Below are 14210 nucleotides of genomic sequence, written 5' to 3' on the forward strand. Positions count from 1 at the left end.
CTCGCATGCCCGTCGCCGTGATGGATGGAGACCTGCTCGAACAGCCGGTGGATGCGATTGTCAATGCGTGGAATCGCAACATCATCCCCTGGTGGTTGTTGTTGCCCCAGGGTGTGTCCGGCGCCATCAAACGCCGCGGCGGCACCGAGCCCTTTCGTGAGCTGGCCCGCGTGGGGCCCATGCCGCTCGGCTCGGCGGTGGTGACGGGGCCGGGACGTCTGCCTTTTCGCGGCATCATCCACGTCGCCGGAATCGACCTGCTGTGGCGCGCCTCAACGCGCTCCATCCAGGACTCGGTCCGCAATGCCTTGGCCCGCGCGCGTGAGCATGGCTTTGGCTCGGTGGCGTTCCCCGTCATCGGCTCGGGTTCGGGCCGCTTCGATGAGGCGCGTGCGCTCGCGCTCATGCAGGAGGCGATGCGGGACGCGGACACCGCGTCGCTCGACACGCGCATCATCCGCTACCGCGCGCCGTGACTCGGGGAGGCCCATTCCTTCCGCCCAGGCGTTCCACCGATGATGCGTGGGGCGGGGGGATGGACCTGGGAACACGGGAGTGGATGCGATGAAGGCTGGCGGCTGGATGCGGGGATTCGTGGTGGGTGTCGCGGTGCTGGGGCTCGGGGCGTGCGCGGCGGGGAAGGGGGATGGAACGAAGTCCACCTCCGAGGCCCTCGCGGTGGCGCCCGCGACGGTGACTCGGGATGCCGGCACCGGGCAGACCTGTGAGCCGGCGACCTGCTCCTCCCTGAAGCTGCGCTGCGGCCGGGCCGACGATGGCTGCGGCGGACAGGTGGACTGCGGGGCGTGCGCCTCCTCCGCCTGCGGACCCGACGAGATGTCCTGCTGCGGCGCCTGCGTGCCGAAATCGGAGGGGCGCTGCCCGGAAAATGTGCACTGCCCCGCGCCCGCTCCGCTGCTTTGACCCGGGGCCGGAGGGGCTCTGAGCCCAGTGATTTCCACCGGTTCGGAGCCTCGGGCGGGTCGCGCGAGGAATCTTTGGCGGGCATGTAGAGAATTCGTGCTCGGCTCCGACCTATGCGTGACCGCGCCTCATCACGGGGCGCCGGTGACAACCGACGGAGTCGACCATGAAGTACATCCTGATGATGAACACCCCCGGCAATGGCCCGTACCAGGTGGCGAACTGGCCGCAGCAGGACATCAAGGCGCACATCGCCTTCATGATGGGGTTCGCCAAGAAGCTCAAGGGGACGGGCGAGCTGGTGGCCGCCGAGGGACTCGCGGGGCCCGACCAGGCCAAGCGCGTGCGCGCGGGCGCGGACGGCAAGCCCATCACCGACGGCGTGTTCCCCGAGTCCAAGGAGTTCCTCGCCGGCTACTGGATGATCGAGGTGGAGAACCCGGAGCGCGCCTACGCCATCGCCGCCGAGGCCTCCGCCGCCCCGGGCCCGGGTGGCAAGCCGCTCAACATGGCCATCGAAGTGCGCCAGGTGATGAGCGGCCCTCCGCCTGAACTGATGTGATGCACGCGGCCTCCGCCCAGATGGAGGACCTGCTCCGGACGCTCGCGCCGCAGGTGCTCGGCGCGGTGATCCGAAGGTTCCGCGACTTCAGCGCCTCCGAGGACGCCGTCCAGGAGGCGTTGATCGCCGCGGCCGAGCAGTGGCCCCGTCTGGGCGTGCCGCAAGAGCCGCGCGCGTGGCTCATCCAGGTGGCCGCGCGCCGCCTCTCGGATCAGGTCCGCGCCGAGACCGCGCGCCGGCGCCGCGAGGAGCTCGTGGTGAGCCTGGTGCCGCCCGAGGAGCAGCTCGCGCTGGCGCTCGACGAGGACGAGACCGCGGGGCGGGATGACACGCTCGTGCTGCTCTTCATGTGCTGTCACCCCGCGCTCTCCACGGCCTCGGCCATCGCGCTGACCTTGCGTGCGGTGGGAGGGCTCACCACGGCGGAGATCGCGCGGGCGTTCCTGGTCCCCGAGGCGACGATGGCGCAGCGGATCAGCCGCGCCAAGCAGCGCATCCAGGACTCGGGCGTTCCCTTCCAGATGCCCACGGCGGAGGAGGGGACGCGGCGCCTGGGAACCGTGCTGCACGTGCTGTATTTGATTTTCAGCGAGGGCTACACCGCGAGCTTCGGATCCGAGCTGCGCCGCGGCGACCTGTCCGGTGAAGCCCTGCGCCTGACGCGACTGCTCTACGGCCTCCTCCCAGAGGACGGCGAAGTGGCGGGGCTGCTCGCGCTGATGCTCCTGACGGACGCGCGGCGCGCGGCGCGCACGGGTCCCTCGGGCGAGCTGATTCCGCTCGAGGAGCAGGACCGCCGCCTGTGGAACGCGGCCGAGATTGCCGAGGGCATCGCGCTCGTCACCGCGACGCTGTCCCGAGGCGCAGTGGGACCGTATCCACTCCAGGCCGCCATCGCCGCGGTGCACGACGAGGCCCCCTGCACCGAGGCCACGGACTGGCCGCAGATTGTCGCGCTGTACGAAGTCCTGATGGGCTTCTCGGACAACCCGATGGTGACGCTCAACCACGCCATCGCGGTCGCCATGGTGCAGGGACCTCAAGCGGGCCTGCACCTCTTGAAGCGCCTGGACGCGGATGCCCGCCTCGCGGAGCACCACCGGCTGGATGCGGTGCGAGCCCACCTGCTGGAGCGCGCGGGCGAGCGCGACGCGGCCATCGCGCACTACCTGAAGGCGTCCCAGCGCACCACCAGCCTCCCCGAACGCGACTACCTGCTCGTGCGCGCCGCGCGGCTGCGAGACACCGGCGCCTGAGCCGGGATGTCAGACCCATTGGCTATACCTTCACGTGTCGCGCACACGGGGGCCGCGCCGTCCTCTCGGCTTCGGGTCCCCACACCGTTGCGCCCTCACCGCACGGAGGAGATCGCCCCCCGTGTGCGCGACAGCAGTTCGGCAGCACGCGAGGACGGGGGCCTCGCGGTCGCGCCCAAGGGCGCGGGTTCCACGGCGAATCGGGGCGCCGGTGAACGGACGAAGAGGGGGATGCCGAGCGCGCCGAGGGGGACGCGCGAGAGGGGGAGAGTGGCGCGGGGGGCGCCTGGCGGCCGAGGGGGACGCCGTTCCAAGACCAAGACAGACATCTGGAGTGCCACCTGTCCGGTGGGGTTGGCTGCCGTGAGCGTCCGGCCCACCCGCTGGAGAGGTGACCGGTGCGCGCGAGGCGGGCAGCGTTTCAACCCCTCCCACTGTCCGCCTCGCGCTGCTCCCGTCCCCGGAAGAGGGGAGGGGAGGGCGCCTGGGTGTTCGCTCGCGTGGGCCTTTGCTTGCCAAGGGCCCGGGCCGGGGACATAGGGAAGCGCAAGGCCGCAGCGCGCGGGGCTCGGTGCCCGGCGTGACGAAGCGGGCCCGCGCTCAGGTGTCGGACGCGGGTGGCGCGTGGCCCTCGCGAGCGATGGGACTCCGGTACGACGTCATCGTGGTGGGGCTGGGCCATGCGGGCTGCGAGGCCGCGCTGGCCTGTGCGCGCTTGGGCGTGTCCACGCTCGGCGTGACGCTCAAGCGGGACCGCGCCGCGGTGATGAGCTGCAACCCCGCCGTGGGCGGCACGGCCAAGGGCCACCTGGTGCGCGAACTGGATGCGCTCGGCGGCGAGATGGGCCGCGTGGCGGACCTGGCGGGCACGCACTTCAAGACGCTCAACGAATCCAAGGGCCCCGCCGTGCAGGCGACGCGCGTGCTCTGCGACCGCGAGGCCTACGCCGCCGCCATGCAGTCGGTGCTCTTCTCGCAGCCGAACCTGGACGTGCGCGAGGCCGAGGTGTCCTCGCTCGTCGTCGAGGGTGGCCGCGTGGCGGGCGTGGTGCTGGGCGATGGCACGCAGGTGCTCGCCCGCGCGGTGCTGCTCACCACGGGCACCTTCCTTCAGGCGCTCATGCACGTGGGCGAGAAGAAGGAAGTGGGCGGCCGGCTCGGTGACGACGCGGCGCGCGGGTTGTCGGATTCGCTGCGCGCGGCGGGCTTCTCGCTCGGGCGCTTCAAGACGGGGACGCCGGCGCGACTCGCGCGCGCGAGCATCGACTGGGACGCGGTGACGCCGCAGCCCGGAGACTTTCCGCCGCGCCCGTTCTCCTGGCGCACGCGCGGCGAGCTGTCCTCGGGCGAGGTGTTCCCCCGTCAGCCGCCGGTGACGTGCGGCCTCACGGCGACGACGGCCGAGACGCATCGGCTGCTGCGCGACAACCTGCACCGCTCGCCGCTCTTCCAGGGGGACATCGTGGGGCGAGGGCCGCGGTACTGTCCCTCGCTGGAGGACAAGGTGGTGCGCTTCGCCGCGCGCGAGCGTCACCAGGTCTTCCTCGAGCCCGAGGGACCGAGCTCTCCGCTGGTGTACCCGGCGGGGTTGTCCACCAGCATGCCGGCGGACGTGCAGCTCGCCTTCCTGCGCACGGTGCCGGGGCTGGAGCGGGTGGAGGTGGTCCGCTTCGGCTACGCGGTGGAGTACGACTACGCGCCCCCCACGCAGCTGCGCGCCACGCTGGAGACGAAGGCGGTGTCGGGCCTCTTCTTCGCGGGGCAGCTCAACGGCACGTCGGGGTACGAGGAGGCGGCCTTCCAAGGACTGTGGGCGGGCCTCAACGCGGCCCTCCAGGTGAAGGGCGAGCCGCCGCTCCTCTTGGGCCGAGACGAGGCCCACGGCGCGGTGCTGGTGGACGACCTGGTGACGAAGGGCGTGGACGAGCCGTTCCGCATGTTCACCAGCCGCTCCGAGCATCGGCTCAAGCTGCGTGAAGGGAACGCGGACCTGCGACTGGCGAAGCACGGGCACCGGGTGGGGCTCCTCCCGCGCGAGGCCCTGGAGCGCGCCGAGGCCCGAGCCCACGCGGTGACGGACGAGGTGGCGCGGCTGAAGCGCGGCGGCCTCGCGCTGCGCCTGAAGCGTCCGGAGATGAGCCACGCCCAACTGGGCGAGGGGCGAGAGGACTGGCCGACGCTGCCTCCAGACGTGGTGGAGGAGGTGGAGGTGGAGGTGAAGTACGAGGGCTACATTGCCCAGGCCGAGCGAGCGGCGGCGCGCGAAGCAGAGGCCACGGACCGGTGGCGGATCCCCGAAGGGTTCCGCTTCGATGCGGTGCGGGGACTGAGCGCCGAGGCGGTGGAGAAGCTGTCGGCGCATCAGCCGGGGACGGTGGGGCAGGCTCGGCGAATTCCGGGGCTGACGCCCGCGGCGGTGTCGCTGTTGCTGGTGGCGCTGAAGCGGGGACCGGGGCCGGTGAGTGGCTGTGCGCTGCCCCCGGAGTGATCAGAACCCGGGGTGTGGACAACGTGTGGGCAACTCTGGGGACAGAGAGTCCATGAATGATTCCAGCGGTTTAGGGACCGCTTGGACAGGGAGACGCTGTGGATAACGCGCGGTTCTCAGATCAGCTCGCGGTGGGATGCCGAGCCTTGGGCGTGTCGGTGGGGGAGGACGTGGGGCCTCGGCTGTTCCGGCTGATGGGCGAGCTCCTCAAGTGGAACGCCAAGGTGAACCTCACGGCCATCACCGCGCCGGACGAGGTGCTGGAGAAGCACTTCCTGGACTCGCTCGCGGTGCTGCCCGAGGTGACGGGGGCGACCTCGTTGTTGGACCTGGGCGCGGGCGCGGGCTTCCCGGGGTTGCCGTTGCGAGTGACCTTGCCGACCTTGGGCGTGACGTTGGTGGACGCGGTGGGGAAGAAGGTCGCGTTCATCAAGGCGGCCTCGGCGACATTGGGGTTGGGCGTGCGGGGACTGCACGCGCGCGCGGAGGGCAAGCCCGAGGCGGAGGGGATTCCCCGCGCGCAGGTCCTGATTGCGCGAGCGTTCATGGACTTGCCGGACTGGTTGGCGCTCGCGCCCGCGTATGTGGAGCCGGGAGGTCGCGTGGTGGCGATGCTCGGCAAGGCGCAGACGGACGCGGAGCTGGCGGCGCGCGCGGCGGAGCGGAACCTGAAGGTGGTGTCGGCGCGGGCCTATCGGCTCCCGTTCTCCGGAGCGGAGCGGCAGGTGGCGGTGTTCGCGAAGGAGTAGGGGAGGGCGCGCCTCGCTCTCAACCGAGAGCGAGCGCTCCAATCTGTTGGAGTTCCGTTGGTCCCTTGCGGCGATGCGTCCACGCCGCGAGCCGAGCCCGATACCCTCCGCGCGAGCCATCCATGGCGCCGCGGAGGCGCGACGGGAGTCGACGGTGGAGCACTTCAAGCTGCGGGTCGCGAGGCCGACGCGAGACCTGGACGCGGTGGTTCGCTTCTACGAGGGAGCGCTGGGCTTCTCGCTCCTGGGAGGCTTTCGGGACCACGAGGGCTTCGACGGGGTGATGCTCGGGCACTCGGGAGCGCCGTACCACCTGGAGTTCACGGTGGAGCACGGCCACGAGGCGCCGCGCTCACCCTCCGAGGACAACCTGCTGATCTTCTACGTCCCGGACCGAGCGCAGTGGGATGCGTGGGTCGCGAAGGTGGAAGCCGCGGGACACCGAGCCGTGGTGTCGCGGAATCCCTACTGGGACGCGGGGGGGAAGACCTTCGAGGATCCAGATGGCTACCGCGTGGTGCTCTACCAAGGAGACTGGAAGCGCTGACGCAAGGCCGCGGAACGCGCGAGCCGCGAGCGGATGCCCGTGAAGTGCGATGAGGGCGCTCCTCCCGAGTCCTTCGCCCGCGACGTGGGCACGAAGGTCGAAGCGGGAGTTGATCCGCTCCGACGGAGCAACGTGACCCGGCGATAGCGCGGACGTCTTCGCATGAAGACGTGGTCCGTCGAGGCACGCGTACGAAGTCATCTGTCAGCCGCGCTTCGAGAAGTCGGGTCCGTTCCTGACTCGGACGTGGTCTGCGCGTGGCAGAGGGCACCTCAATCCCGAAGGTCCAGCGCCAGTGATGTCTCAGCGGTTCGAGTCGCCGAGCGCATCGGCTCCGCGCGTGGAACCTCTCCATGGGGCATCGGCTGACGAGGACTCATCGCCAACAAGGATGGCCGGTCAGCGGCAACTGATCCGCAGGCAGGAGCAGGCCGCGCTTCCATCCACAGGTTCGCAAGAGTCCTCGGAGAGGAGGGCTGACGGACTGAGAGGCGCGAGCACGACTGAAGCGCGCAGCGACATCGAGGGCATCGAAGTGTGTCGCCGTTCGACATCCCCAGAACGGGGGAGGGCGGGTTCTCGGAAGGGGAGGGGAGGGGACACCAGGTGCTGAAGAGGCGAACTCCCCAGGCCACCACCGACCGGTGCCAGCCGAGACACGACCGCATCGCGGCTCAGCGGATTCACGGCGCGGAGCCCCGCTCGATTCACAGGAGGGCATGCCCGAGCCTGCCTCACTCCAGGCTCATCACCGCGAGCCCCTGGAGCCCTTCCTCAGTCCAGGTGGAAGAGGCGCGCTCGGAGCATCGGCGCGTCAGGAGCCGATGCTCTGAGCCGCGCCACGCTGAGCCCAGCCCACCATGTCGCGCTTGCGCCATTCGGACCTCAATCATCCCTGAGGAATGACGACCTGGGAGTGGAGCGACAGGGCGCGCACGAGAGTCATCAGCACCCAGCGAGACTGCTCACGCGATGCTCGCTGTCAGCGTCTCCGTTCGGATCCATGGGGTGGCGACGCGGCCCATGCACGTTCCACAGGGAACCCACATGAGCGCTCGGAGTCAGTCACGGTTGGCCGCCTCCCGAATGCGATGAGGAGACTGTGAGGTCGACACGCGAACCCTCATCGCAGTGACCGACCGCAGCCGAACGGCGCCACTTCGGTTCCCCATGGAACGCGTCGCAGTCCCGCCAGTCTCGGCAGAGTGAATCGCGCCAGCCGCAACTCAGGTCTGGGTGGGCGATCCCAGGTTCTCGAACCATCCGTCGAGAGCGCGAGGGGTCCATCCGTCGAATGCAGACCGTCAGCCCGAAGGTGCGGATGCGAGTGTCTCGTGCCTGAGCCACTCAAGCATCAGGCCCGCATCACCACCGAGTCCTCAGCCGCCAAGCAGCTTCTCGACACGACCCCCATGTTTCGCGACGCGAGCGCATCCGGCGGAGTCGTTGCACATGCGCCGAGGATGGGGACCTGCAGTCGTGCTGCGCTGTGCACATTGGGGACGCCACGCCACGGCGGCACGTGGATGAAGGCAAGGCCGAGGAGACTGCTCCGAGAGCCATGCCTCATGGCGCTCGAAGCGACGCGGACGAGGCCGATGAGGAACAGCCCGAAGCACATCCATCACAGCCCTGTTGGGGACCGGCGATGCCCCATGGACTGCACCGCCAGGGACAGGTTCCGACGGGATGCGAAGCCTTCCAATCTGCGCTCACCCGCGAGGGGCGTGACACCGCATCGGATGTGCCGTGCCCATGACGCCCAGCGAGTAGCGAGGTGGATGGACGTCATGCACGCCACCATGCCGAGCCGATGCTCCGCGAGAGCGGCGGATGACGCCGAGCTTCATCACAGGCGAGCTCGCGCAATCACCCGGCCGGTTCAGGCCATGTGCCGCTGACATGAGCAGCAAGTCGCCGCCGGGTTCGCAGCAGCCCGAGCCTGCGCGAGGCAGTGCGCAAGTCGTCGATGCGGTTCCACACGGAACGCCGCGAAGCGCGCAGCGACTTCGTGGCCCAAGGGAAGTCAGCAGCGTCAGAGACGGACTCAGGACCGGAGCGCGACGCCTCTCCAGCAGGTGACGTCGATGGACTCGGAGGTGCGCTGCATCCGGTCCGAAGAGTCGTTCCCCTGGAGTGCGGAGGCTCACCCGCGGACCCCATGATGAACCGAAGTGAGGCAGCACTTGGGTGCCACCGTGACCAGCAAGGCATGCAGGGCACCGATGCCTGAAGTGCGGTGACACCGAACCCGAAGCGCAGGAACGGAGCGCCTCTGCGTCGCGAGGACGACAGGCCAGTCCTCACCACCCAATCCGCGCAGGGCAACGACATGGATGGCCTTCCACACGGGGCAACGCTGTGCCCAAGACGCTGATGCGTGCGAGTCGCCGAGACCTGCTCCGGCTTCGACGACATGACGGGTGAAGTTGGTAGGCCACGTCGTGGCACCGAACCCGCCCGAAGCAGTGCCCACGAATGCGGCTCGACCTGGACCATGGCTGCTGACCTACGAGCCCTGTGATGAACCGAAGTGAGTCAGGTCTCGAGTTTCATCATGGCCAATCCGGCCATCTTCGTTCCCCCATGAGCCATGGCCCTGACGCCTGGAGGAGTGGGCGCTGGTTCCCAAGTCAAAGCGTGAGCCAGAGTTCTTCGGCTCGATGAGGTGGGCGTGCCCGGTCACACCATTGGACCGCACGAAGCAACGGCTCATGGGTGCCAAGCGATGGTGCACCGTGGAGCCGATGAGTGGCCCGCGTGGCGGGCTGACGAGAGTCGGGTCGCAGGTCCACAGGGTGGTCCGTGAGCCTGACCATCGCTCCAGTTGGACCCGTGGTGAGCGCCTCGCCCGATGCTTGTCGAACGACGAGGCCCGCCGAGTTCGAAGCGGACGGATGGGGAAGCCACCTCGCTGCGCGGTGCGCTCGGCATGCCCGGTCATGCACCGGACTCGCGCGGAGCAACACCGCTCGGAGCCGTTCCACGTGGAACACGACGGTCCATCCGTGCGCCTGAGTTGAGCGGGCTCACCGGTCCGATGGGTGGCTGATGAGGCCCGCCTTCGTTCGAGATGGAACCGTGCCCGACGCATCACCTCGATGCTTCATGGTGGGTGATGCGTGTTCCGGATCCGGGGCCGAAAGCTGGTGAGCGAGAGGCGCTGCTTTGTGGGCCTCACGTGCCCGGACTCGCTACCAAGCCTGCACGAAGCAGTGACTCACGAAGCCGTTCCACGTGGAACACGGAGGCTCACCAACGAGCCCGAGGTGACTCGGTTCGTGGAGGCGCTGCGCGGTCAGCGAGGTTCGTCAGCGTTCCACGTGGAACAGCACTGAGGCGCGGATTGAGCGCGAGCCTCCAACGACCGTGGGATGGATCCAGCTCCCTGCAAGGGTCGTCGAGACCTGTTCCGTCCATCCCTGCAGCGAGGCTTGGCTGAGCCACGAGACAGGCCCGAAGTGCTGCTCCACGTGGAACCCGGAAGTGCATCCACGAGCCCCGAAGTGAGTTCGTTCTCCATTCCAACGGGGTCGCCGATGAGGCCATCCACGTTCCACGTGGAACAGCGCTGAGCAGGTGTCAGCGCGAAGCACGAACAAGGGTGAGAGTTGGATCCGAAGCCGTGGAAGGGGCGGGGAGCGTCTCGCCATCCAACGTGACCGAGTGGCTCAGGCCGTCCTCAACCTGTGCTCGAACTGCTGTTCCACGTGGAACACGGAAGCCCATCCACACGCCCGAACGGCGGCTGGTCGTCGGTCCTTTGCAAGGTCGATGAGGCCCGTCGGTGTTCCACGTGGAACAGCCCATTCACATCGCCCCAGCGCTTGAAGGTCAGCGCACTGACCTCGGATCCGAAGCCAGAAGAGGTGGCGATGGACGGTTCGTCCGGGAGTGTTCCTGGGTTCGGATGGGTCGCGCGAGATGGGTGCGAACTGTCGAAACAGGTGAAGCACGAAGGCACATCGGCGAACCCCAAGTGGGTCCCTTCGCCGGTCAGTTCCATGGCCCGTGAGGCCCGTGCTTGTTCCACGTGGAACAGCGCCGCACGCATCCCGCCGATGCTTGAAGTGCCGTGCACGGGCTCCGGATCCGCGGTCGAAGGACGCGGCAATCAGTGGCTGAGCGAAGTGCCGTCCCGCGGTTTCGAAGGGTCACGCGTTGAGGTCGAAGTGCTGTTCCACGTGGAAGAAACACGGGCCGCACTCTCCACGAAACCGACCGTCGAAGGGACCCACTTGGGGCTCGCGGATTCGGCTTCGTGTTCCACGTGGAACACGAAGCCGAATCGGCGAGCCCCAAGTGGGTCCCTTCGACGGTCGGTTTCGTGGACTGTGCGGCCCGTGTTTGTTCCACGTGGAACAGCGCTGCGCGCATCACTCCGATGCTTGAAGTGCCCGTGCACCGGCTCCGGATCCGCGGTCGAAGGTTGCGGCAAGCGATGGCTGAGCGAAGTGCCGTCCCGCGGTTTCGAAGGGTCACGAGTTGAGGTCGAAGTGCTGTTCCACGTGGAACACGAAGCCGAATCGGCGAGCCCCAAGTGGGTCCCTTCGACGGTCGGTTTCGTGGACTGTGCGGCCCGTGTTTGTTCCACGTGGAACAGCGCTGCGCGCATCACTCCGATGCTTGAAGTGCCCGTGCACCGGCTCCGGATCCGCGGTCGAAGGTTGCGGCAAGCGATGGCTGAGCGAAGTGCCGTCCCGCGGTTTCGAAGGGTCACGAGTTGAGGTCGAAGTGCTGTTCCACGTGGAACACGAAGCCGAATCGGCGAGCCCCAAGTGGGTCCCTTCGACGGTCGGTTTCGTGGACTGTGCGGCCCGTGTTTGTTCCACGTGGAACAGCGCTGCGCGCATCACTCCGATGCTTGAAGTGCCCGTGCACCGGCTCCGGATCCGCGGTCGAAGGTTGCGGCAAGCGATGGCTGAGCGAAGTGCCGTCCCGCGGTTTCGAAGGGTCACGAGTTGAGGTCGAAGTGCTGTTCCACGTGGAACACGAAGACGCATCAGCGAGACCGAAGTGAGCCCGTGCGCGGGACCGATGAGGCCTGCCGTTGTTCCACGTGGAACAGCGCTGCCTGCGTCGCGCTGAGGATGGAGGGGCCTCACGCCGGCTCCGGATCCGTAGCCGAAGGAAGCAGTCAGCGGTGGGGTTGTGAAGTGCTGCCTCGCGGTTTCGGGGAGCCACGAGTTGAGGTCGAAGCGCCGCACCACGTGGAACACGAAGACGCATCCATGGGCTCGCGATGGGCCGGATGTGAATTGGGTCTCGGCCTTGTTCGGCTGCTGGTGAGGCTCATCAACGTTCCACGTGGAACAGCGCTGCGTGCATCACGTGGAGGGTTGATGGACCACGCGCCAGTCCTTGGAGCCGCGGCTGGGTGAGGAGGCCATCGACGGCTTCACCAGGGCTCGCGTTCTGCGGGGGCCGCGAGTTGAGGTCGAAGCGCCGTTCCACGTGGAACACGAGGCGCATCGCTGAACCGGAAGTGAGCCCGGTCGCGGAACCCGTGGGCGCCCATGAGGCCCGCGCTTGTTTCACGTGGAACGGCGCTGGGCGTGTCGCCCTGAGGGTTGAAGTGCCGCGCGGCCTCGGATCCTTGGCCGAGGGACGGGCCACCGATGACTTCAATGAGTGAGGCCGTTGGGCTCGTGGTGCGCCCGAAGTGCGTGGGGTCCCAACTGCGGTCCGGCGCCAGTGAGGACCGTCAGCGTTCCACGTGGAACAGCGAAGAGGAGGTCTCGGCCTGAGGCTTGAAGTGACCGCGACGGAAGCCGAGGTCGAAGCCAAGGAGCCGAGGTCGATGGCGTCGGTGTGTCGCGAACTCGGCCGAGGTGATGTGGCGGAACGGAGGTCCTTCGTGAGCCATGGATGCGAGTGCACAGACCTCGCGACGGGCCACCTGAGCTAGGTCGCACGTCCACGTGGATGACTGGTGCGGTCTGCTTCATTCCACCTGGAACCGTGCCAGTCGCACACCGGTCGGATGCTTGAGGGCTGACCAAGCACTGGCCTCGAAGATCAACGGCGAGAGCATCCGCAGACCTGCGTGGATGAACCGAACACGCCCGAGAGGTCGTGGGCGAGCTGGATGAAAAGTGGCTCGAAGGTGGAGGCGCTCAGCCCCACTGAGTTCCACCTGGACCGGCGCAGGTCGTGCGCATGAGCGCGCGGTTGAGCAGGAGAGGTTGCGAGGTCCGTCATCCCGTGCGGAGCAATGCCGACGGAGTTCCACGTGAAACTCCAGGGACCGCCCACCGAGGTCTGGATGCGGGTGCTCGGTGACGCGGCACGCTCAATCCATGAATCGTGAGCCTCGGTGTTCGGCCCGCGGACCATGCGCCGGAGTCGAGTCAGCGCATCGCGAACCGCTCGAACCTCAGGTGCTGTCAGTGACGGGCCCGCGCAGTGAGGCATCCTGGTCGCAGGACATGTCGAGTCACAGGGAGCCGCCCTGTTCGCCCCCGCGATGAATCCACGGTGACCGTCGTTGCTTCATGAGGAACGAGGGCCGCCGCGAATCCGCATCCGATGCGTCGCGTGGGTGCGGCGTCGCCATGGGCGGAACACGTGCTCGACCTCAGGCCAACCGGGGTGATGCGCATGGGTGGTCGACATCAACGGTCCAGTTGGAGCGCGTCTCACCTTCGCGGCGAAGTCGCCATGCAGGCAGGTGCCGGCCAGCAACCCAAGGAAGGGGACGAGTGGCCTGGGCGAAGTGCCACCGTCTTCGGAGAAGTCGCCATGCAGGCAGTTGCTGGCCAGCAACCCAAGGAAGGGGACGCGTAGCCTGGGCGAAGTGCCACCGCCGGCTTCACGAGCGAGGCAGATGCTGTAGTCAGGCTTCGAGATGGACCCGCGAGGCTCTCGGTCGAGGGTCGTGAAGACACGGTGCCGCCGCGACTCGTGGAGATGGAATACCAGGTGGTCGCCGCCTCGTGGCCCATGGACGCAGCAGTCCGGACCGATGGCTGGGCGGCGAATCCACGCAAGACGCCGCGAAGGACATCGCGAGGGCACGAAGCGCCGAATGCGTCGCGGTGCGAGATGCCTGCTACTCCACGCTCGCGACACGCCGAAGCCGGAGGCAGGGACGTGTCGCGAGTGGAGCCGATGAGGCGAACGGCTTCATCGAAGGCGCAAAGTGCACGAGGTGCTGCATGGCTCATCGGACGGCTGCTCGGACGGTCGCTGTGCTGACGTTGAGGATGAAGCCGAGCCTCACGAGTTGGTGTGCGAAGTAGGGCGACGAGATGAAGCTGAGCCCGCTGGCGAAGAGGGCTCCGCTGAAAGCACGCGGGGGACGAACGGGGTGGGGCGAGTGATGGCCAGGCTGCGCCTGACGCCGAAGCCAAGTCTCGGCGCGGAGTTGGTAGCGAAGTTGAGGCGCGAGGTGGGGCTCAGCCGCAGCTGAGTCGCAATCAGGGAACCATGCGGGACCGAGATGCTGCTGCACTCCGAACGGTCCGATGACGCGGGCTGAATGGTCCGGCCGCAGCGACAAGCAAAGGCATCGATCCCCCATGCTCACGCAAGAAACGAGGTCCTCGTTGCCTCCGCGATAGAGGCGAGCGTGTCGGAACGATGCACTCAGCTCAAGGGCTGGTCGCGGCGCAAACTGGGCGGTCGGCGCAGCGGAGTGCTCAGCCCGGCCGCCCCGCTGCTGCGATGGATCCGAGTCCCTGTC

The 14210-nt window shown here is 68.1% G+C and carries 7 protein-coding genes; all 7 read left to right on the top strand.

Annotation, left to right across the window (positions count from 1 at the left end; genetic code table 11):
- Window positions 1–5: 5 nt before the first annotated feature.
- Window positions 6–476: a macro domain-containing protein gene (locus JGU66_08420; protein ID MBJ6760787.1), complete on the top strand. Its 471-nt coding sequence runs from the start codon at window positions 6–8 to the stop codon at window positions 474–476.
- An 88-nt stretch (window positions 477–564) separates the two neighbouring features.
- Entirely contained in the window at window positions 565–924 is a 360-nt protein-coding gene (locus tag JGU66_08425) for a hypothetical protein (GenBank protein MBJ6760788.1), read from the top strand.
- A gap of 166 nt (window positions 925–1090) precedes the next feature.
- Window positions 1091–1486: a hypothetical protein gene (locus tag JGU66_08430; GenBank protein MBJ6760789.1), complete on the top strand. Its 396-nt coding sequence runs from the start codon at window positions 1091–1093 to the stop codon at window positions 1484–1486.
- Window positions 1486–2742, top strand: coding sequence for a sigma-70 family RNA polymerase sigma factor (locus JGU66_08435; GenBank protein MBJ6760790.1), 1257 nt, complete (start codon window positions 1486–1488; stop codon window positions 2740–2742). Before JGU66_08430 ends, JGU66_08435 begins: the two co-directional genes overlap by 1 nt.
- Before the next feature lie 640 nt (window positions 2743–3382).
- The gene (gene mnmG, locus JGU66_08440) at window positions 3383–5230 is read left to right on the top strand and encodes a tRNA uridine-5-carboxymethylaminomethyl(34) synthesis enzyme MnmG (GenBank protein ID MBJ6760791.1); all 1848 of its coding nucleotides are present in this window, start codon (window positions 3383–3385) and stop codon (window positions 5228–5230) included.
- A gap of 98 nt (window positions 5231–5328) precedes the next feature.
- Window positions 5329–5979, top strand: coding sequence for a 16S rRNA (guanine(527)-N(7))-methyltransferase RsmG (gene rsmG / locus JGU66_08445; GenBank protein ID MBJ6760792.1), 651 nt, complete (start codon window positions 5329–5331; stop codon window positions 5977–5979).
- A gap of 154 nt (window positions 5980–6133) precedes the next feature.
- On the top strand, window positions 6134–6526 hold the full coding sequence (locus tag JGU66_08450) for a VOC family protein (GenBank protein MBJ6760793.1): 393 nt from the start codon (window positions 6134–6136) through the stop codon (window positions 6524–6526).
- The last annotated feature ends 7684 nt before the right edge of the window (window positions 6527–14210 follow it).

The sequence above is a fragment of the Myxococcaceae bacterium JPH2 genome (assembly GCA_016458225.1).
GTDB lineage: Bacteria > Myxococcota > Myxococcia > Myxococcales > Myxococcaceae > Citreicoccus.

Coding starts and splice junctions, on each gene's coding strand:
- mnmG (MBJ6760791.1), top strand. CDS start 3,383: ATGGGACTCCGGTACGACGTCATCGTGGTGGGGCTGGGCCATGCGGGC.
- JGU66_08420 (MBJ6760787.1), top strand. CDS start 6: ATGCCCGTCGCCGTGATGGATGGAGACCTGCTCGAACAGCCGGTGGAT.
- JGU66_08435 (MBJ6760790.1), top strand. CDS start 1,486: ATGCACGCGGCCTCCGCCCAGATGGAGGACCTGCTCCGGACGCTCGCG.
- JGU66_08425 (MBJ6760788.1), top strand. CDS start 565: ATGAAGGCTGGCGGCTGGATGCGGGGATTCGTGGTGGGTGTCGCGGTG.
- JGU66_08430 (MBJ6760789.1), top strand. CDS start 1,091: ATGAAGTACATCCTGATGATGAACACCCCCGGCAATGGCCCGTACCAG.